The sequence below is a fragment of the Pseudoalteromonas sp. S1727 genome (assembly GCF_005886375.1).
GTDB classification, from domain to species: domain Bacteria; phylum Pseudomonadota; class Gammaproteobacteria; order Enterobacterales; family Alteromonadaceae; genus Pseudoalteromonas; species Pseudoalteromonas haloplanktis.
This window is the reverse complement of sequence record NZ_PNDT01000053.1, coordinates 26,308-45,022: the sequence shown is the minus strand read 5'-3', so window position 1 is coordinate 45,022 and position 18,715 is coordinate 26,308. Positions and strand designations below refer to the sequence as shown.

Genomic DNA, 18,715 nt, shown 5'->3' with positions numbered 1-18,715 from the left:
CCAAACAAGCCCACGCCTGCAATTAATAAAACGATGCCAAACACTGTTTTCATTTTTTAAACCTAAGCACAGCAACCCCTGATAGCAGCAACAATCCCAACACAATAGATAGCCTGCTTTGTCCATCAGTTTGCGGTAATCGCATCGTTAATCCCTGTGGTAACTGATTTGCAACCTGTACATTATGCTCAGCAACTGTACTCAACGGTGTTTGCTCAATTGCAATAAAAGCAGTAAAAGGACTGAGTAATTGATGCTCAAGCGCCAAGCTCTCAACCTGTGCTTTTACTTGCTGTTGTTGATTATAAAGCAATAAAGATTTAATTTTTTGGCGTGCCCAAAGTCGTGCAACACCCTGCGCTGATTGCCCTTGTTGGGTGCTTAATTTTATTGCCAGTGGTCCTTGCGCCGTTTGCCCGGTTAATGTAATCGCAGCTTGGCTGTCAAGCTTAACGGCCACCATAACGGGCTCTGAAAAATACAAGTCAGGCAAAGGCGATGGCCAATATTCAAGTTGCTGATCAATGCCATCATTTATCAACGCAAGCTGTGTAATTGCCGGGTGTGCTAACTTATCAAACAGCTGCTGCATTTTGGGCTGTACTTGAGCTGTACTACCGATATGAGTAAATGTGCCACGTCCAACATCTGCGGCGCGGCGCATAAAATAACTATTTGGTGCACTGCCTATCCCCACAGTAAACAAACGGCTATCACCAAGTTCCGCGCTTATATGTTTAAACAAGGCGTCTTCATTACTAACACTGCCATCAGTTAAAAACACCACTTGGCGTACATAGCCGGTATGCGCTTGACCATCGAGCACACTATCCAACGCACCTTTAATATCAGTGCCGCCATCGGCTTGTAAGTCGTAAACAAAACGCTCTGCGCGACGTAGATTAAAATCGTTTGCTGGCACTGGTTGAGTACTCATCGGCATTACTTGGTCATCAAAGCCAATAATATTAAAGCTGTCGTTACTATCGAGTAATGATAGCGCATAATATAGCGCACTTTTGGCTTGTTCCATTGACTGCCCATGCATAGAACCCGAAGTATCAACGACAAAAATAAGCTCTCTTGCTAAACGCTGGGTTTGGGTAAAATGATCATCTGGCGGCAATAACATTAGCAAACCATAGCGCTCACCATTGTCAAGCTGCTCTGTAAAAAATGCCGCTTGCGCTTGCTCTTTTTGCAGTGGTTTAAACTCTAGTAAAAAGTCACGATTCATCGCATTAGATTCATTCAAAGCAACTCGATATCGACCAAAAGCAGGGTTCTCGATTGCAACCTTATGGTATTTTGACTGAATATCGACCAGCTCTAAGCCAACATCAATATTAATTGTTAAACTAAACTCACTTTGCGGGGCATCACCATGACGCGAGGTTGAGTAAATCGGCGCAATCCATGCTGACGGTGTAAACGAGGGCTGCTCATTACTGCTTGGATGATCACTTTGCTCTTGTGCTTGCAAAACAACATTAATAGGATGGTAACGCGGGGTTATTGTGGTTGGAAAGCGCAATGCAAATGTACCACTGCGATAATCAATCACTTCTTGATATTGCAGCTGTATTTGCACTTCCTCACCGGGGCCAATATTTGCAACATTACTTACAAACATATTCGCTCGTTGTTGGCGAACCAATGCAGCCTGTTGACCTGCTTGCTTAGCCTCTTGATAACGAGATTCAGCCACTGCTTTTTTATCAATTTCACCTTTGATCACCCGTTCGCCAATACGCATCGTCATGGCATGGACCGCACTTTCATCGGCCAGTGGAAATACATAACGCGCATTAACAGCAAACGGATTTTCGTTGCGATAATGTTGAATGACCACAACATGGTTTATCAATCCTGTAAGTGTCATAGTGGCATCACTTTTTAGGATAACGCCAGGTGCAGCCATTGCACCACTGCTGTCAAACATTGTTAGTTCTGGCGATGTGTTGGCATTACTCATCCCACTCACAAGCACAATAAAGGTAAAAAGGGTTCCCCGTAGCCATAAACGGCTACGGGTTAACACCTTGCTTGGTTTACTCAACATAAAAATCACTCCCTTGGCGGCTACTTGGCAAAATGGCAATTAATTACTCGCAGTTTGACTATACGGCTGAGTGCTTGGGCGAGTGGTTAAGGTCACACGGCGGTCAAACATGTTTTCTTCATAATTATCGCTATCAGCCACGGTCTGTTGCTCACCAAAAGCCGTTGCCGTCAAACGGGTATGTGCAATACCTTGCTTGATTAAGTAGCTTTGTACCGCTGCGACTCGTTGTTTTGAGAGAGCTAAATTAGCCAGTTCATCACCTCGCTGGTCAGCAAAGCCGTTTAAATCCAACTGCAAGTCAGGTTGGCTTTGTAGCAAATTCACCAACTGGTCGAGTTGACTGGCAAAGTGCGGCGCGATTTCACTTGAACCGGTTTTAAATTGAATCGTCATGGCCATTAGGTTATGCATTTGAGCCAGTGCCAGCCGTTCATTTTTTTCTTCTAATAAGCCAAGCTGATCACTCAGTTGTGCGTTATGAGCAAGGACATCTTGATAATCTGCGGTTTTATCTTGCATCACCAATAAAGCACGTTGTTGCTCGGCAATTTTATCTTCAGCGACTTCTTGCTCGCCAATCAAGCCACCAGCAAATGCACCAACAAACGCACCAATTGGCCCGCCAACAATACCGCCTAAAATTGCGCCAGTACTGAGTCCGATAACGGTTTCTTTATGCGTTTCCTTTGCTTTAACTACAGCTGCGTCAGCGTGCGCTAAGTTTGGTGCTGCAAAAATAGTTGCGAGGGTGCAAGCGATAATAATTTTCTTCATGATGTAATCCTTTTTTGCTTAGTAACTTAATAGTTGGCAACTCATGGGTTGGTAGCTGCCCGATTTGGAATAACGCTATTAAAACAAGCTGAAGTGGCAATAAAGGGGAGCAAAAAGGGCAAACTGCTGAGCAATTGTGGCAAAAAAATGGCAATTGCCTTTTTAACCTTACTTAGGTTAAAAACTTCGTTATAGTGCACAGCATAGACGATAGGATAATGATTAAGATGAAAAAAATAGCCATCATTGAAGACGAACCCGCTATTCGTGAAAATTACATGGAAATGCTCAGCGCGCAAGGTTATCAAGTCAGTGGTTATAGTGACCGCCAAAGTGCAGAGCGAGCCTTTAATGATGCCTTGCCCGATTTAGCCATTGTTGATATTGGTTTAGGCCATGAAATTGATGGTGGTTTTTTACTGTGCCAAACCCTGCGTTCACTTTCTAAAACGCTACCAATTATTTTTTTAACGGCTCGCGATAGCGAAATAGATACTGTGTGCGGCCTGCGCATGGGCGCTGATGACTACCTTACTAAAGACATCAGTATGGCGCATTTAGCTGCCAGAATTGGTGCACTATTTAGACGCATGGAAGCGCTGGAGCAACCAGCCGATATCAATGCCTTACTCAATCGCGGCCCATTGACACTGGATACTCAGCGTATGCAAGTGTTTTGGCAGCAACAAATAGTGGATTTAACTGTCACAGAGTTTTGGATGGTGCACTCGCTAGCGCAGCGTCCAGGCCATGTAAAAAGCCGTAATGAATTAATGAGTGATGCCAAAATTTATGTCGACGACAGCACCATCACCTCACATGTAAAACGCATTCGTAAGAAGTTTATCGTCTTAGATGCGCAGTTTGATTGTATTGATACCGTGTATGGTATGGGCTACCGCTGGGAGCAGGTGTAATGCTGCGTTTTGGTTTGCGCAGTAAATTTATATTGCTGTCATGCTTTTTGTTTTTATTACCTTGGCTTGGTTATGAATATGTGTGGGAAATGGAAAAATTCCTCCGTCAAGGGCAAGAAAAAACGCTCGTTGGCACCACTCGCGCCCTTGCAACTGCATTACATGAACGCCCGGCTTTATTTGACTCACAAACCAATTTTTTAGATCAAGTCGTCAAAGGCCGTGATCTATATGCCTACAACCTCAGCAACCCTATTCAACTTGATGGTAAATTATCTGACTGGCAGCCATACCAAAGCTTGATCTGGCACTATGATGAGCGATATTTGCAAGGTGATAAAGCAGATCATCAACGTACTGATCTATCGTTTGATCACATGGTTGGCAAGTATGAGTCGTTTTTATATGCAGTATTTAAAGTAACCGATGACTCACTCGTTTACCGCGCTAAGAATAGTTTGAGCTTAACCCGAAACGATCATTTACAGATCATGTTAAAAACGCCCCAAGGGGAATTTAAACACTACATCGTTGCCGCTCGCCAAGATGGCTGGGTGAATGCTTTTGACGCCGAAACTAAACTACCTGTTACTAAAATTCAGGGTTACTTTGTTAGTACAGCCACAGGCTACAACATCGAACTGCGCTTTCCTCTCACTATGTTAGGCAATAAGCTAGGTTTTGCCATAGAAGACTGGGACATTGATAAAGTTGAGCCACAATTAATGTCAACGTCAAATATACTCAACCCTAATGATATTGGCTCAGTACTCGTGCCCTCCCCTGAAATAAACCGCATTTTAAAAGGCATGGGACACAGCGGTAGTCGAATTTGGGTGGTTGATAATCATCACCGCGTACTGGCGCAATCAGGTTCGATTCATCATGCCGATGGTGTTTGGGCTGATGGTTTGAATGAGCAGCCCGCAAAAACCTGGTGGCAGCGCTTTGAAAAAAACTATTTACACCCACTGTACTATAAAGTACTTACCCGCCCTGAAAATGAATTTTTAGATACCTTGCACGATGTAGCCGCCATGCAAGGCACACACATAGGTAAAGCACTGCATGGTACGCCAGCCTCTGCATGGCGACTCACTCCCGACAATAAAGCAGTTATTTTATCGGCCGCTTATCCAATTTGGATCCAAGACCAAGTAATTGGTGCAGTAATTGCCGAAGAAACAACCAACGGTGTTCGCACATTGCGTAATAAATCGTTGGAGAAATTATTTAATGTCATTTTAGCTGTTATGCTGATTGGCACGGTAACGTTATTCTTTTTTGCCTCAAGAATTTCAAGTCGTATTCGCCGACTGCGTGATACCGCAGAGCAAGCTATTGATGCCCAAGGGCGTGTAACGGGTACTATTAATTATTCTGACTCAAACGATGAAATAGGCGATTTATCTCGCAGCTTTGCAAATATTGTTAGTCGCTTAGGAGGTTATACTAACTATTTAGAAACCATGTCGTCGCGATTATCTCATGAACTAAGAACCCCAGTTGCGGTAGTACGAAGTTCGCTTGAGAATTTACAAATGCAGCCGCAAAGTGAACTTAGCCAAAAGTACCTCGATCGAGCCAGTGAAGGGGTAGAACGTTTAGGTAAAATTATTACCACCATGAGTGAAGCAACTCGTCTTGAGCAAAGTATTCAAAACGCTGAAGCTGAACCATTTGATTTACGAAAAGTGATAACGGGGTGTATGCAAGGCTACCAACTTACCTACCCGCAACAGGCTTTTACTATCGATATCTGCGACTCTCCTTTAACTGTGATGGGGGCGCCTGAATTTGTCGCTCAGCTACTCGATAAACTCATTAATAATGCTTTAGAATTTAATCTTTACGATAGTGCAATTAGTGTCAGCTTAACTAAAAGCGACAACGAGGCCGTTTTAACGGTTAAAAATAAAGGACCATTATTACCTGAAGGGCTGGCCGAACATATTTTTGACTCAATGGTTTCTGTGCGCAGCCAACAACTACAACAGCAACCTCATTTAGGCTTAGGCTTATACATTGTACGTTTAGTCTGTGAATACCATAAAGGCAGTGTCATTGCGGTCAATAATCAACAAGGTGACGGTGTTGAGTTTATTGTTAAGATGCCATTATTTAAATGTTGAGGGTTACATTTCTACACAATTTGACCAATAAACGTTCACCTATAATTCAGGCTCACAGGCATACTCTTATTATCAGCAAGTTTTAGACTGATTATTAGGAGGTTAAAATGCAAACTGTATTAAAGCGCGAAGAAATCGATTTTATATTCGACCTGTATCATCATGCTGAGTGTGATGAGGCCACCACTGAAGACTTAGAGCCTGAAACTGAAAAACTTGATACAGCGCAATCAGCCACTATTTATAAAACAAGTTATTTGACCTAAAAGCGCTTTGCTCATTACAATGACGCACCTTGTAAAAGCACCGCCTAATAATGAAAACTCACTCAGCCAAAAAAGAACTTATTCTATTACCTATTCTCTTCATTGTGATCATACTCTGCGTTGCAGGGCATTTTTTATTACAAGCCAGCTTTGCTGACAGTAACCTGACAGAATACTTACTTGCTGCCCTCCCTTTTGCTATGTTTGGCTTAGTAATTATTGCATTTAAAATTGCCAGTAAAAGCGAAGATAAAGAGCGCGCGGAACACAGCGACCACGATTAGCCGCTTAGTCAGGTAACACTGTTATAAAATATGATAACCAAACCAGTCAGGCTTGATAACTTGAGATTGGCCACTTGGGGTGAGCTTGATGTGCAGTTGGCTGTCGAGTAAATCAACAGCAAAGCAATCATCTACGTCGTATAAGTCATCTTTATGAATATGGCTTAGGCCAGCCAGTAAATCCTGTTTTGCTCTTTGTTTAGCCTCATCACTACTGCTCGCTACATACAATGCAAAATCATGTTGTTCCGCTAAACTGTCTGCTCGGTAAGCGCCTAAATTTACGAAGTATAACTGCTCAGCTTGTTCAACAGGCTCATCAACCACACTAACGGCAAAACCATCGATATAATTGACCGCCATGTAACTATCCATATGCACACTATTTTTATCGCCAACCCACTGCGCTTTTAACTTTGTGTACGTTTGCTCGATTGATTCCCCTACCACAAAACGAACATCATGCATTTCAATATGGCATCCCTGAACTCGCCCACCTAAATACACCATAAATAATTGCATGTTTTCTCCTAGCAAATGCTATCAACGTCTATGTTGTGTTTTTTTATTAGCTTATAAAAATCTGAACGGTTACGTTTAGCCAGTTTTGCCCCTTCGGCCACATTACCACCCGCCATTTTCAAGGTGTTAATAACATAATCACGCTCAAACTCTTTTTTAGCATCATTTAGCGAAAGCGGCTCAACATTACTGTCATTACTATTAAGCGCACTCTCCACCAGTTGTACCGATATTACCTCACCTGGAGTGAGTGCAACAACCTGCTCAACCACATTTTGTAATTGGCGAATGTTACCAGGCCAATCATGGCGCACCAATGCATGCATAGCCTCGCTGGCAAAGCGCTTCTCTTTTTGTCCCATTCGCTTGGCAATGGTGGCGCTAAAGTACTGTGCTAATAGACTGACATCTTCTCTACGCTCAGATAAAGGCGGTAATTTAAGATTCACCACATTTAAGCGATAGTATAAATCTTCACGGAATTGTTGATTTGCAATCGCATCCGGTAAATTTTTATGGGTTGCTGAAACAATTCGTACATCTATCGGGATCTCTTCTTGAAAGCCCACTGGACGAATAGTTTTCTCTTGCAGAACACGTAGTAACTTAACTTGTAAATTAAGCGGCATATCACCAATTTCATCTAAAAATAAAGTACCACCTTGGGCTTGTTGAAATAACCCTTGATGATCTTTAACGGCGCCTGTAAACGCCCCTTTTTTATGGCCGAATAATTCAGACTCGAGCAACTCCCCTGGCACCGCACCACAGTTAATGGCTACAAACGGGCCATCACTGACATGACTGTGTTGATGAATTGCATTTGCTAATAACTCTTTACCTGTACCACTGGCACCTGAAATTAATACATTTACGTGTGTAGGGCCTAGCAATTTAACTTGTTCAAGCAAATGCAGCATAGCGCCACTGCGGGTTACAATATTACTACTTGCTGTGTTTTCATCAGCGCTTAAGCCATGAATTTCAATCGCTTTAGCTAAGCTATCGAATAATTCATCTTTATCTACCGGTTTAGTAATAAACGCGAAAATCCCTTGCTTCGTGGCCTCAACCGCATCGGGAATTGACCCATGCGCGGTCATCATGATCACCGGCAGTGCTGGGTAACGCTGCTGCAACTGACGGTGTAATGCCATACCATCCATTTCATCCATACGTAGATCAGTTACTACCGCATCATACACATGGTTTTTTAATAACTGCAAAGCCGCTATACCACTTTCACAGGTCGTTACTTGATAGCCTTTAGATTCAATACGAATAGCCAGTAACTTTAATAAACTTGCATCATCATCAACCAGTAAAATTCGTGCGCCTTGATTTTGCTCTATCGACATGATTACTGCTCCTTAGTTTCTTCGCGTAGTAATAATTGCTGCTCAATAGTTGCCAACGATGACAGGGTCTCTTGCATTTTATTATTCAGTGCTTGCTGCTCTTTCTTGGCGTCTATTTGTTGTTTTATTTGCTGTTTTTGTAACCATAAATACTGCTTTATATCATCAGGCCAATAATACGCCTGATCAAGCTTTAATAATTGCGTTAATACCTTTTCCGGCGCTAATACATTATTTTTGCAACTAAAATCAAAGTAGTTCTGAATCTCTTTGGTGCCAATATAAGAAACCTTACTCGCCACCACTTTAAAGCCTCCACAGGCCTTCGCATGCCAGCCGATGACGATTTCTGCCGGCGGATACATAGGATCGGTTTTTGGCCGAGGTTTTGGATTTGGTAAACCATCACCTTGTGGCTCAACCACTTTAACAACCTGCTCTGCTTCGGTATTATCTTCTTTTACTGGTTGCTCAGTTAACTCACACCCAGCGAGCCCTAAAGTGGTGAAACACACCACTAAAATGGTATTTAAACGCACGCCCATGCTAATTAACTCCTTGGTTTTTATTGGTTGGATTGATGATTGGGATTTGAATTATAAAACGACAACCTTGTGGTTCATTCTGCTCAAGCAGCAAAGTTCCCATTAATTGCTCAACAGATTCTTTAACAATTGTCAGCCCTAAGCCGCTCCCTTGCGCAGTCACATCTTTAGCATTTTTACCTTGATAAAAAGCACTGAAAATATGTGACTTTTCTTGCTCTTGAATACCTGTGCCCTGATCACTGACGATCATTTTTAAGGTAGAGCCCGCTAACGATAAATGGATATCAACTGCTTGCTGTTGCGGTGAAAACTTCAAGCCATTAGAAATTAGCTGTATTAAAATCATTTCAACAAGCTCTGCTGCTATTTCCAGCGGCTGCTCAGGTAAATCACAATGCCAACATAAACTTTGTTTGCGTGCCACTAAACGGTGCTCAAAGTGATTGTTTATTTTGGTTATTAATTGCGAAAAAACCAACTCACTTAAGTCCTCTTTACTGCTGCGAATTGCATTATAGCTGAGCAAACTGTCTATCATTGCTCGCAAGCGCACCATACTTTGGGTGATAAGCTCCAGTACGGCTTGCTGCTCTTTGTTAATTGGCCCAACGATTTCATCGGTTAATAAGTCGGTCCCTTCCACCATTGATGCTAAAGGAGTTTTCAATTCATGGGTAACATGGCGTAAAAAGGTATCTTTTTGTTGCTCTAATTGATGCAATTGCTCTTGCACCCATTGTAATTTATTACCCAGTTCAACCAGTTCAGCAGAACCCTGTACAGATATTTTTTGCTGCCAATGACCTTGTCCGAGTTTATCAATAACTGAGGTTAAGCCTTTCAATCGACCACTTATACGCCACAAAAAACCACCACCTACGAGTAACGTTAACGGAGTAAGGGCTATCAGCCAATTAATAAAAGAATTTTGTAATGCTTTTAACTGTTGCTGGTTTTTAGTTATTTGTAGTTCGTTTTGATCTCTTAGCCATAAGGTTTGACGAGCGATTAATTCACTCACCGGAATAAATAATTGCGCATCTTGTAGCCCTTCGCTAACAAGCTGTGTATGCGCTAGCTGCAATTCCTTGGCAAGTTGCTGCCATTGGTTAATATAATCCCCTGTAGGACTAATAAAAGTCAGTTCATCAATACTTTGCAACGACGATTGCCATTTATCAACTATCAATTCATCAAGCGATTCACTTTTTAGCACCCAGTTTTGTCGCGTTGCCCGCTCTAAACTATTAAGGTCTTGTTTTAGGTTATTAAATGACTTGGTTATTTGATAGTTATCACTGACGATTTGTTGAGTTACGGCAAGCTGTTTGTTCAACGCATTTAAAAACACAATCACTACCAATGACAATGGCAGTAAAGATAACAAAGTACTAAATAAAAACTGGCCAATTAAATTAGGTCGCCAACGAAGTAAAGCGCTGTACTTTTTAGCGAGTGAGGCCACTGTCGCTACTCCTTTAGTTTAAATATTGAATTATGAAAGGTGTTACTTATACACTAGCTGAATCAATAAGAATAATGAATAAGATGAACTTTATAGCCTCTGTAAAACTACTGACGCTAAATTGAAACAACTTAACCATTTGTTTTTAAGTAATTTTATTAAAAAGCACAAAAAACTGTTGCAAAAAAGACACAGTATTGAGTCATTATTTCACACTGAACTTCACCAAAAAACCATAAACCACTGATATTTAAATAAAAGTATTATTGGCATCATTTTTGTAATACCTGAAGCAACAACTGTTTATAAGGTAATTATATGAAAGTATTAGCTCCACTGTGTTTATGTTGCTGCGCCCTATTTAGCTTTAATAGCTTTGCAATGGATGTTGAGGCTACCTTCGCAGAGCTTGATAAAGACAGCAATGGCACATTAAGTGAAGCCGAAGCTTCGGAAGATGCAGTCTTGCATGAAAGCTTTGAGCAAATTGATAAAGACCAGAATGGTCAAATATCAATGACTGAATTTAAGCAGTTTTTACAATAACTTACCCATAAGGAAATTCAGTTATGAGACAACTTATCGCCGCCTTTTCATTAATGTTTTTAATCATTAGCGCCACCGTTTTAGCATCGCAGCTAAACGTTAAATTTGCACAACTAGATACTAACGCTGACGGACAAATATCATTACTTGAAGCGAAGCAAAATGATGCTTTATTGAAGCAGTTTACTGATCTAGATGATAACAACGACGAGGTGTTATCAGAGCAAGAGTTTGCTAATTTTAAAATTTAAAAGACTTTAAAGTATTTGCCATAATCCCGGAGGGAATGTGTAAACGGATTTAATGTTGGGATTTAAATTATGGCAAATACTTTATCTTTTTACTCGCTAACCTGACTCAAGTTAACTAAAAGGACCTTAACAATGAAAAGCATATTAGTACCATTAACTGTAATGTTAGCTAGCAGCTTTAATGCTATGGCGCTGGATGTAAAACAACGTTTTGATCATTTAGATAACAATAGAGATGGTTACTTAACCGAAAATGAGTTAGATGCCCAGCCACAGCTTATAAAACAGTTTCAGCGTTGGGATACTGACCGAGATAACAAGATTTCACTCGTCGAATTTAAGAACTTTTTAACTAATAACCTGCATTAATGAGTTTCACCAATGAAATACACCATACAATTAGGGTATGCTTTACTCCTTATTGTCAGCTGTAGCAGTTTTGCAACAACTGATAGCATTGCCGAACAATTCAAAAACTTAGACCGTAATCAAGACGGGTTGCTCACTCGCTCAGAGTCAGCGAAAGATCCTGCACTATGGTCACGCTTTAAAAATTACGACAGCGATAAAGATAACAAGTTATCGCTGGCAGAATTTAGCATGTACGCTAATAAGTAAGTGTAGATTATACCACTGTCGCAAAGTTAATTTAATTTAAAGAATGCAACTTGCTTTAAAACCAATTGACTTTGTTCGGCCATACTATTGCTGGTATTCGCAGTTTGTTGCGAAATATCAGCGGTGGTATCGGTTAGAGTGTGGATGGTATGCATATTTTGGCTAATATCAGCAGCAACCGCTGATTGCTCCTCTGCTGCTGTTGCTATTTGCTGTGTTTGGTCGTTTACTTGATTGATCATTTCCATAATCTCTTTTAATAAGCGATTACTTTCATCCATTTTATCTTCAGCTTGTGCTGCAACTCTTGTGCTATCAGCCATCATAGTCACTGCATTTTGACTTGCAGAACGAAGCTGCCCAAGCATTGTTTCAATCTCGTTTACTGAACTATGAGAACGCTGAGCTAAGGTGCGTACTTCATCAGCCACCACAGCAAAACCGCGCCCTTGCTCACCCGCTCTGGCAGCCTCAATTGCAGCGTTGAGTGCTAGTAAATTAGTTTGTTCGGAAATATTACGGATCACATCAAGGATCGTCTCAATTTTACTGGATTCACTTTGCAGTTGATCAACAACGTCTGATGTTTCGTTTAATGTGCCTAGTAAATGGCTCACCGCCTCTTTGGTTTGCTCAGACGCCTCTAATCCACTATTGGCAAGTTGCATCATGCTATCTGAAGCTGTCGCTGACTCAGCAGTATTTACTGCAATACTCTTACTGGTGACAGATAACTCTTCAATTGCAGTGACAGCTTGTGTTGTATGATCAGAGACCTCAGAGGTAGCCGTTTGAATTTGAGTGTTTGAACTGAGTAACTCATCACTATGATTATTAACCTGTGCTACAGAGTTATGAATAGTGGCCAGTGTGGTATTTAAGTGACGAATTGTAGCATCTAAGGTACGACTTAAATCAGCAACTTCATCTTCACCTTCTACTTGAGAGTAGTGATCTAATTCGCCGCGCTGTAGAGCATGGGCACTTTCGCTCACAATCGTTAATCCCATCACCACTTTTTGCGACAACATATGGCTAAATAACACAGCTAAACCAAGCGCAATTAAAATTGATAAATAAAATACTGTATTTGCAAAATCAATGGATTGCTGCGCCGCGGCTTGCGCTTTTGCAACTTGTGCGACATTGATTTTTTCAAACTCGTCAAAAAAATCGGTTAACGCATTGTGAGAGTCCACAAATTCACGATAGATAGCATAATCCGCTTTATTATCAGCTGCGCTTTCCATTGCCTGCTTAAATTGAATTGCTGCTTGCTCGTAGCGCTGCGAGTTATTTTTTAATCTGATAAGTAAATTAGCTTCACCTTTATACGCTTGGCTAATTTGTTGAATGAGTGGCATTGTTAGTGCAACATTTTTATCAATACTATTGAGTAACTCAGGTGCTTGTTCTTTTAAGCCGAGTAAGTAAACAACTTGCAATCCCCTTACCCCAGATAAAATGCCATCTTGAGCTTGCTTTAGATCTGCACTGAGCTTAGTTACCATAAAATTATGTTGATAGAAGCGCTCAAAACCTGCTGCTATTTGATTATTAGCAACTTTAATAAATGCCATCGCAACAATAAAAATGATGCATATTAAAGCTGATAAGAGTATGAATTTGCTACGCATAGCCAGTTGGTTAAGCTTCATTTATGTTCCGATTAAAATAAATTAATAATAACTAATTCATAAGCATAGCTTAAAATATTAAACTATAAATATTTTTAGGCTATTTAATTTGCAGGCTCGTCATTCTCTGTTACTGTTTAACTACCAAGGGCACTTAAAAGAATACTAACAATGAAATGCTTATTGAGCTGTTTGCTCTTTTTATCATTCTTTACTATCGCTGATACTAAAGTGGTTTATAACGCGAATGGCTACACACCAACTTATAGCGGCCAATTACAACAATTTTCTACCTTGGTTATTAAAGACGGTAAAGTTGTTAAAGTCGGTGACGATAAACTAAAAAGCAGCTTTCCTGATGCAGAGTCTTTTGATGCTGAGCAACAGACCCTGTTACCTGGTTTAATAGACGCCCATGGCCATGTTATAGGATTGGGTAATAATTTAACCCAGCTCGATTTACGCGGCACGACCTCGATTGCACAAATCCAGCAGCAGCTAGCACTATTTGCCAAGAATAAAAATGGCTGGATAATTGGCCGCGGCTGGAATCAAGAGTTATGGACTGACAAGCAATTTCCTACGGCAGCTGATTTAGATAAAGTTGTAAAAGATATTCCGGTAGTGCTTTCACGGATAGATGGTCACGCGATTTGGGTTAACAGTAAAGCGATAGAACTGGCAAAGTTAACCGCCGCAACACAAGCCCCCACGGGCGGTGAAATTATTCGCGACCAAACGGGTAAACTAAGTGGTATTTTCATCGATAAGGCCGAGCGCTTGATCACTGCACATATTCCAGCTCCATCCGATCAAGACGTAAGCAATGCATTAACTCAAGCAGGCCAACACCTTGTAAGTTTAGGAATAACTTCAACTCATGATGCCGGTATTGATAAACAAACCTGGCAAATTTATAAGCAAAGAGCGGAGCAAGGCACACTACCACTGCGTATAGTAGCCATGCTCAGTGCAACGGATCCTGCACTTGAAAGCATGCTCAGGGCTGGGCGCTACAAAGATCTTAACGACTTTATGTCAATACGCAGTGTAAAAATATACGCTGATGGTGCTTTGGGAAGTCGCGGTGCTGCGTTGCTAAATGATTACGCCGATAGAAAAAACCACCAAGGTTTAATGCTAGAGACTCAGCAAAAACTAGAGCAACTTTTCACATTAAGCTTTAGCCATGGTTTTAGTGCGAATACCCATGCTATTGGTGATAAGGCAAACCATATTGTATTGGATGCTTATCAAAACGTGTTTAAAAAAACGGGCGGTATTTTATTGCGTAACCGCATAGAGCACGCACAAATAGTTACCCCTGCTGATATTCCTCGTTTCAAAACACTTAAAATTATTCCATCAATGCAGCCTGTGCACGCCACATCTGATATGCATATGGCTGAGCAACGCCTTGCCGACACCCAGTTGCAAGGCGCTTATGCTTGGCAGACTTTTTTAAAGCAAGGCTCAGTTGTAGCCGCCGGTTCTGACTACCCTGTTGAACTGGCTAATCCATTTGATGGTTTGTATTCAGCAATAACTCGCCAAGATCACAATCAGTTACCAGCTGAGGGGTGGCGTGTTAGCGAAGCGCTCAGCAGAGAAGATGCGCTAAGAGCATTCACATTAGGTGCAGCCTATGCCGCACATCAAGAGTTTAAATTAGGCAGTTTAGAGCAAGGTAAATGGGCTGACTTTATTTTAATTGATAAAGATTATTTTAAAGTCCCAGTCGAAGACATTTTTACTATTACAGTTAACCAAACATGGATTGGGGGCGAGCTGCGCTATCAAAAAGCGCAAGAACAACCATCGGAGTCATAACAACTCGATTGGCGAGTTGTTATGACGTTTTTTGCTGACGATTAAGTTTTAATAAATGATATATATTCACAAATGTCAGTAAACCATTGGTAATAGCTACAGGCCAAGCAGCTATCGCAGCCCCATATGCTGTAAATGCAATACAACCGGCAAGGTTGAACCAGCGAAGTTTGCTCACATCACTCATGGTTAGAGAGACAATTAGTAAAGCCGAGGCTAAATAGCCCAAATATTCCCAACTCATTTGTTCTCTCCGATACTTTAGGTTAGCATTGCAAATGTTGTAGTTTACACAAAGATATTCCACAATATAGCAACAGTATAAAAAGGCTAACTTACTAAAAACCCAAAGCAGCTTTAAAGCACACTTTTTATAATCATTACACGGGATATAGGTATTAAGTTTAATTAATCTCGTTAACTAAACTAGTAAGTTAGCGTAAATTCTCAGAGTCTTAATGCTAGCGTCATTAAGGTGTAATAAATAGGACAATTGTCCGAAGGGCATTGTTGATGTTTCAATATCATTTTTCCAGCTATCTCGTCGACCAGCTACTTACGTTTGCTGGCAGTCGTTATCAACACTCAAAAAAAGAAGTCTTGCTCCACCAAGATCAGCCTCTGAGCAAATTAGTATTGGTCAGAAGTGGGACTATATCGTTTAGCTATGATGTAGGTAATGGTCGTCGCTTGCTACTAGGCCAGCTAGATTGCAACAATACCCTAATTGGCGAAATTGAAGCGCTTAACAATAACCCTTGCATTTATACTGTTACTTGCTTTAGTGATGTTAGCTACAACTTAATAGAGCTAAAACACTGGCGTGCTTTATTACTTGAAAAACCAGAGCTCAGTTTATACACAGCGCAAACTATTGCCGCTAAGTTTCAAGAAAACCAAAAAATTAACTTAGACAAATTACTATTACCATTAGGTTATAATATTGCTAAAGATTGCTTATTACGCGCAGAAAAAAACAACCCAACACTATTGCGTGCATACCCAACAGTTAATGCTGAAGCAGAACGCTTTGCCACCACAGAGCGGGCTTATCGTCGCGTAGTTTCTGAATTAGTAGAAAAAGGTTTAGTTGCTCGCTCAAATAATGGTCTAAAAGCGGTCGACTTGGATAGACTTAGCGATTACGTAGATAGTTTTTCACAATTATAGATGACTGAGCGCCAAAATTTAGCAGAAAAAAACAACGTTTCACTAACTATGATACAACTATTTACATTTACAAGCGCAGCCCACTACTTTAGCATAGCAACCTAACAACTGGATTACGCGAAACGCTCAAAAATTAAACAGTGAATTTTTACATTCCGCTGGTAACAATTTTCTTATTTAATTAATGAAAGTATATATAATGTTCACTTGACGTATATATAATGTGCGCTTATCCTTGATTAACCAATTATTGTATTATAGGTGCAAGCCTGATCTGGTACGTGCTTCGATACATTTATAGAACTGCAATTAAGTCTGTTTACTTTAAAGAGAAAGGAAAGAAAGGTAACGATTATGGGAAATAATAAATTCAAGCTCACCAAGCTAGCTCTTGCACTTGGTCTAACGGCAACACTAAGTGGCTGTTTTAGTGACAATGACAACAACGATTATGTTAAGCCTCCAGTCCCACCTGAAGAAACTGTTGATGTTGCTGTTCCACCAGTAGCGATAGAAGCTCAAGCTGGTTCAGTAACTGTTAATATCGTGGATGTAACAGGTGCTCCTTTAGCTGACACGGTAACAGCTATGATTAGCTTCACTTCATCTGAAGACGGCCTTTTAACAGCAGCAGGTAACGCTTTAGCTGAGACTGACAAGTCATCAACTGCTAGCTCGTTCGCATTTACTGTGGGTTCTATCCCTGCTCAAGGTGTTAGCTATGACTATGTTATTTCTGCTGATGGTTTTTTGAACAACTCAGGAACACTAACGCTGTCAACTACTGATAACGTTGTTGCCCAAGAGATTCGTTTAACACCTCGCACTCTTGCGAATTCTGATGTAGCCATTGTTGCTGATACTAAAACATTAGAAGAACTTGTACCTGCTGGGGAAAATACCACAGTATCGTACGACCCTGCATCGGGTTTATCAGTTTCTGGCGATAAAACAGAAATCGCTCTACCACAAGCAATTAACAAAGCGGGTGTTGCAGTTGGTGGCTCAACAGTTAAAATTAAAAGTGGCACGCAATTCCTAGCTAAAGATGGTACAGCATTAGCGACCGTTCCAAAAATGACAGTTGCCTACTTTGCGAATGAAGCAACACGTAATGATGAAGAAGCTGATTCAGCTGCTGCCACTTCATCATCGTTAGATGCATTTCCTGGTGGTCTAGCTCTATCTGTAGCATCTGATCCTAACAGTACTGAGCAAGTTGAAGGTTCATTCACTTCTGGTGGCTTTGTTGCTATTGAACTGGTTGATGATGCTGGTAACAAAGTAAGTACCTTTGGTAAAGATGCTAACGGTAATGACAATACAATTACTGTGGCTATGCAGGTAGATAAGAAAACATCGAACCCTTGTCCTGTAACTTTACCAGCTGGTACAGCTGATATTAAAGCTTATGCTGAAGCAAATGGCTTTAAAAATGGCGTATGTACAGTTTCAGCTCCTGTAGCTCGTAAAATTGCCGCTGGTGATATTTTCCCAGTTTGGAGCTATGATGAAGATGCTGGTAAATGGGGATTCGAAAGCTACGGTGAAGTAACTGATAGCGGCAATGCGTCAACATTTGATGTTTCAGTTGATGTAAATCACTTATCTTACTGGAATCTTGATTACTTTAACAACAGCAAGTGTTCAAGTGTGAAATTCAATATTTTAGATAATAATGGTGACGCTAATAAAGCTGAAACGACTATTTTACTTGAAGTTAATGGCTATAGAAGCTCTTATACTAGCCGTGACGGTAATTATGCATCAGCAACGTTTAGAAGACCGCCAGGTTTCCCTGTGAAAGTTAAAGTGTTACGCAATGGTCAAAACGTATTAGATGGCTTATCAACTAACACTGATGGCGCTCCATCTGCACTATCTGTAAGCAATATCTGTGATTTACAAGATAAAGATCTAACTCTTACAATTGCTCCACCAACAATTGTAACTAAGCAAATCAAAACTCAGTTAGTATGTAGTAACACGGGTGATTTTGAAGTCAATACTCCGCCTGTTGCAACACCTGCACTGGTTAGATTGTTTAAAGATGGTTCTTTCAAACAAACTATTTACTCTACAGGTACTTTCAACCTGAACTTAGAGCAAGGCGGAACTTACTCTGCTAGTTACCTTGATTACAACACGAATGTATGGACATCAACTCCTGTAGCGGCAAACACAACTGCAGCTACATTTGATATCCCTGTAGTGTGTGAAGTTGAAACCGTGCCAGTTTCTGGCTCAGGTTCTGGTTCAGGCTCTTAATCAAGGGTAGAACGATTTTTTATTAAAGCCGCGCATTTGCGCGGCTTTTGTTTATCTCGTTATT

Annotated in this window: 19 protein-coding genes; 11 read left to right on the top strand and 8 right to left on the bottom strand. The window is 40.8% G+C overall.

All coding sequences use genetic code 11. The features are described from left to right. Positions 1 to 49: 49 nt before the first annotated feature. Both CWB85_RS13345 and pdsO read right to left on the bottom strand, forming a co-directional pair. Positions 50 to 2,062, bottom strand: coding sequence for a marine proteobacterial sortase target protein (locus CWB85_RS13345; protein WP_138555152.1), 2,013 nt, complete (start codon positions 2,060 to 2,062; stop codon positions 50 to 52). A gap of 39 nt (positions 2,063 to 2,101) precedes the next feature. Beyond that, on the bottom strand, positions 2,102 to 2,839 hold the full coding sequence (gene pdsO, locus CWB85_RS13340) for a sortase-associated OmpA-like protein PdsO (RefSeq protein WP_138555151.1): 738 nt from the start codon (positions 2,837 to 2,839) through the stop codon (positions 2,102 to 2,104). A gap of 227 nt (positions 2,840 to 3,066) precedes the next feature. On the opposite strand from pdsO, the gene pdsR reads away from it, so the two are divergent. The 4 genes from pdsR (at position 3,067) to CWB85_RS13325 (ending at position 6,438) form a co-directional block, all read left to right on the top strand. Next, entirely contained in the window at positions 3,067 to 3,756 is a 690-nt protein-coding gene (gene pdsR / locus CWB85_RS13335; RefSeq protein ID WP_016708576.1) for a proteobacterial dedicated sortase system response regulator, read from the top strand. Continuing rightward, positions 3,756 to 5,888 carry a proteobacterial dedicated sortase system histidine kinase gene (gene pdsS / locus CWB85_RS13330; RefSeq protein WP_138555150.1) on the top strand — a complete coding sequence of 711 codons (2,133 nt, stop codon included), beginning with the start codon at positions 3,756 to 3,758 and terminating at the stop codon, positions 5,886 to 5,888. The genes pdsR and pdsS overlap by 1 nt, the downstream gene beginning before the upstream one ends. Positions 5,889 to 5,995: 107 nt before the next feature. Beyond that, complete coding sequence (locus tag CWB85_RS22490) at positions 5,996 to 6,154, top strand: hypothetical protein (protein WP_016708574.1); 159 nt, start codon at positions 5,996 to 5,998, stop codon at positions 6,152 to 6,154. 50 nt (positions 6,155 to 6,204) lie between these two features. After that, a complete protein-coding gene (locus CWB85_RS13325; protein WP_016708573.1) occupies positions 6,205 to 6,438 on the top strand; it encodes a hypothetical protein in 234 nt (77 codons plus the stop codon). 21 nt (positions 6,439 to 6,459) lie between these two features. On the opposite strand, the gene CWB85_RS13320 is transcribed toward CWB85_RS13325, so the two are convergent. The 4 genes from CWB85_RS13320 to CWB85_RS13305 are packed head-to-tail and all read right to left on the bottom strand — an operon-like array spanning position 6,460 to position 10,331. After that, a complete protein-coding gene (locus CWB85_RS13320; RefSeq protein ID WP_016708572.1) occupies positions 6,460 to 6,960 on the bottom strand; it encodes a DUF1543 domain-containing protein in 501 nt (166 codons plus the stop codon). A gap of 8 nt (positions 6,961 to 6,968) precedes the next feature. Continuing rightward, positions 6,969 to 8,318 carry a sigma 54-interacting transcriptional regulator gene (locus CWB85_RS13315; protein ID WP_016708571.1) on the bottom strand — a complete coding sequence of 450 codons (1,350 nt, stop codon included), beginning with the start codon at positions 8,316 to 8,318 and terminating at the stop codon, positions 6,969 to 6,971. Positions 8,319 to 8,320: 2 nt separating this feature from the next. Then, positions 8,321 to 8,863, bottom strand: a complete 543-nt coding sequence (locus tag CWB85_RS13310; RefSeq protein ID WP_016708570.1) for a hypothetical protein — start codon at positions 8,861 to 8,863, stop codon at positions 8,321 to 8,323. A gap of 1 nt (position 8,864) precedes the next feature. Then, entirely contained in the window at positions 8,865 to 10,331 is a 1,467-nt protein-coding gene (locus CWB85_RS13305; protein WP_138555149.1) for a sensor histidine kinase, read from the bottom strand. A gap of 318 nt (positions 10,332 to 10,649) precedes the next feature. Between CWB85_RS13305 and CWB85_RS13300 the strand changes: the two genes are divergently transcribed. The 4 genes from CWB85_RS13300 to CWB85_RS13285 all read left to right on the top strand — a co-directional run bounded on the left by CWB85_RS13300 (position 10,650) and on the right by CWB85_RS13285 (position 11,746). Continuing rightward, positions 10,650 to 10,877, top strand: a complete 228-nt coding sequence (locus CWB85_RS13300) for an EF-hand domain-containing protein (protein ID WP_138555148.1) — start codon at positions 10,650 to 10,652, stop codon at positions 10,875 to 10,877. 23 nt (positions 10,878 to 10,900) lie between these two features. Continuing rightward, the gene (locus CWB85_RS13295) at positions 10,901 to 11,128 is read left to right on the top strand and encodes a hypothetical protein (protein WP_016708567.1); all 228 of its coding nucleotides are present in this window, start codon (positions 10,901 to 10,903) and stop codon (positions 11,126 to 11,128) included. A 132-nt stretch (positions 11,129 to 11,260) separates the two neighbouring features. Then, positions 11,261 to 11,497, top strand: a complete 237-nt coding sequence (locus CWB85_RS13290) for an EF-hand domain-containing protein (RefSeq protein ID WP_016708566.1) — start codon at positions 11,261 to 11,263, stop codon at positions 11,495 to 11,497. 12 nt (positions 11,498 to 11,509) lie between these two features. Further along, complete coding sequence (locus CWB85_RS13285) at positions 11,510 to 11,746, top strand: EF-hand domain-containing protein (RefSeq protein ID WP_016708565.1); 237 nt, start codon at positions 11,510 to 11,512, stop codon at positions 11,744 to 11,746. 26 nt (positions 11,747 to 11,772) lie between these two features. On the opposite strand, the gene CWB85_RS13280 is transcribed toward CWB85_RS13285, so the two are convergent. Then, positions 11,773 to 13,404: a methyl-accepting chemotaxis protein gene (locus tag CWB85_RS13280; RefSeq protein ID WP_016708564.1), complete on the bottom strand. Its 1,632-nt coding sequence runs from the start codon at positions 13,402 to 13,404 to the stop codon at positions 11,773 to 11,775. Positions 13,405 to 13,554: 150 nt separating this feature from the next. Here CWB85_RS13280 and CWB85_RS13275 point away from each other — a divergent pair, with 150 nt between their 5' ends. After that, positions 13,555 to 15,213 (top strand): amidohydrolase, encoded by a 1,659-nt coding sequence (locus CWB85_RS13275; RefSeq protein ID WP_138555147.1) that lies wholly within the window; start codon positions 13,555 to 13,557, stop codon positions 15,211 to 15,213. Between the two features lie 19 nt (positions 15,214 to 15,232). On the opposite strand, the gene CWB85_RS13270 is transcribed toward CWB85_RS13275, so the two are convergent. Further along, entirely contained in the window at positions 15,233 to 15,457 is a 225-nt protein-coding gene (locus CWB85_RS13270) for a uroporphyrinogen decarboxylase (RefSeq protein ID WP_249314868.1), read from the bottom strand. 269 nt (positions 15,458 to 15,726) lie between these two features. Here CWB85_RS13270 and CWB85_RS13265 point away from each other — a divergent pair, with 269 nt between their 5' ends. Beyond that, the gene (locus tag CWB85_RS13265; protein WP_016708561.1) at positions 15,727 to 16,383 is read left to right on the top strand and encodes a Crp/Fnr family transcriptional regulator; all 657 of its coding nucleotides are present in this window, start codon (positions 15,727 to 15,729) and stop codon (positions 16,381 to 16,383) included. Positions 16,384 to 16,737: 354 nt separating this feature from the next. Continuing rightward, positions 16,738 to 18,651, top strand: coding sequence for a hypothetical protein (locus tag CWB85_RS13260; protein ID WP_016708559.1), 1,914 nt, complete (start codon positions 16,738 to 16,740; stop codon positions 18,649 to 18,651). The last annotated feature ends 64 nt before the right edge of the window (positions 18,652 to 18,715 follow it).

Excerpts from the sequence above, each read along its gene's own strand:
- CWB85_RS13345 (WP_138555152.1), bottom strand. The coding sequence starts at position 2,062 with ATGTTGAGTAAACCAAGCAAGGTGTTAACCCGTAGCCGTTTATGGCTA.
- pdsO (WP_138555151.1), bottom strand. The coding sequence starts at position 2,839 with ATGAAGAAAATTATTATCGCTTGCACCCTCGCAACTATTTTTGCAGCA.
- pdsR (WP_016708576.1), top strand. The coding sequence starts at position 3,067 with ATGAAAAAAATAGCCATCATTGAAGACGAACCCGCTATTCGTGAAAAT.
- pdsS (WP_138555150.1), top strand. The coding sequence starts at position 3,756 with ATGCTGCGTTTTGGTTTGCGCAGTAAATTTATATTGCTGTCATGCTTT.
- CWB85_RS22490 (WP_016708574.1), top strand. The coding sequence starts at position 5,996 with ATGCAAACTGTATTAAAGCGCGAAGAAATCGATTTTATATTCGACCTG.
- CWB85_RS13325 (WP_016708573.1), top strand. The coding sequence starts at position 6,205 with ATGAAAACTCACTCAGCCAAAAAAGAACTTATTCTATTACCTATTCTC.
- CWB85_RS13320 (WP_016708572.1), bottom strand. The coding sequence starts at position 6,960 with ATGCAATTATTTATGGTGTATTTAGGTGGGCGAGTTCAGGGATGCCAT.
- CWB85_RS13315 (WP_016708571.1), bottom strand. The coding sequence starts at position 8,318 with ATGTCGATAGAGCAAAATCAAGGCGCACGAATTTTACTGGTTGATGAT.
- CWB85_RS13310 (WP_016708570.1), bottom strand. The coding sequence starts at position 8,863 with ATGGGCGTGCGTTTAAATACCATTTTAGTGGTGTGTTTCACCACTTTA.
- CWB85_RS13300 (WP_138555148.1), top strand. The coding sequence starts at position 10,650 with ATGAAAGTATTAGCTCCACTGTGTTTATGTTGCTGCGCCCTATTTAGC.
- CWB85_RS13295 (WP_016708567.1), top strand. The coding sequence starts at position 10,901 with ATGAGACAACTTATCGCCGCCTTTTCATTAATGTTTTTAATCATTAGC.
- CWB85_RS13290 (WP_016708566.1), top strand. The coding sequence starts at position 11,261 with ATGAAAAGCATATTAGTACCATTAACTGTAATGTTAGCTAGCAGCTTT.
- CWB85_RS13285 (WP_016708565.1), top strand. The coding sequence starts at position 11,510 with ATGAAATACACCATACAATTAGGGTATGCTTTACTCCTTATTGTCAGC.
- CWB85_RS13280 (WP_016708564.1), bottom strand. The coding sequence starts at position 13,404 with ATGAAGCTTAACCAACTGGCTATGCGTAGCAAATTCATACTCTTATCA.
- CWB85_RS13275 (WP_138555147.1), top strand. The coding sequence starts at position 13,555 with ATGAAATGCTTATTGAGCTGTTTGCTCTTTTTATCATTCTTTACTATC.
- CWB85_RS13270 (WP_249314868.1), bottom strand. The coding sequence starts at position 15,457 with ATGAGTTGGGAATATTTGGGCTATTTAGCCTCGGCTTTACTAATTGTC.
- CWB85_RS13265 (WP_016708561.1), top strand. The coding sequence starts at position 15,727 with ATGTTTCAATATCATTTTTCCAGCTATCTCGTCGACCAGCTACTTACG.
- CWB85_RS13260 (WP_016708559.1), top strand. The coding sequence starts at position 16,738 with ATGGGAAATAATAAATTCAAGCTCACCAAGCTAGCTCTTGCACTTGGT.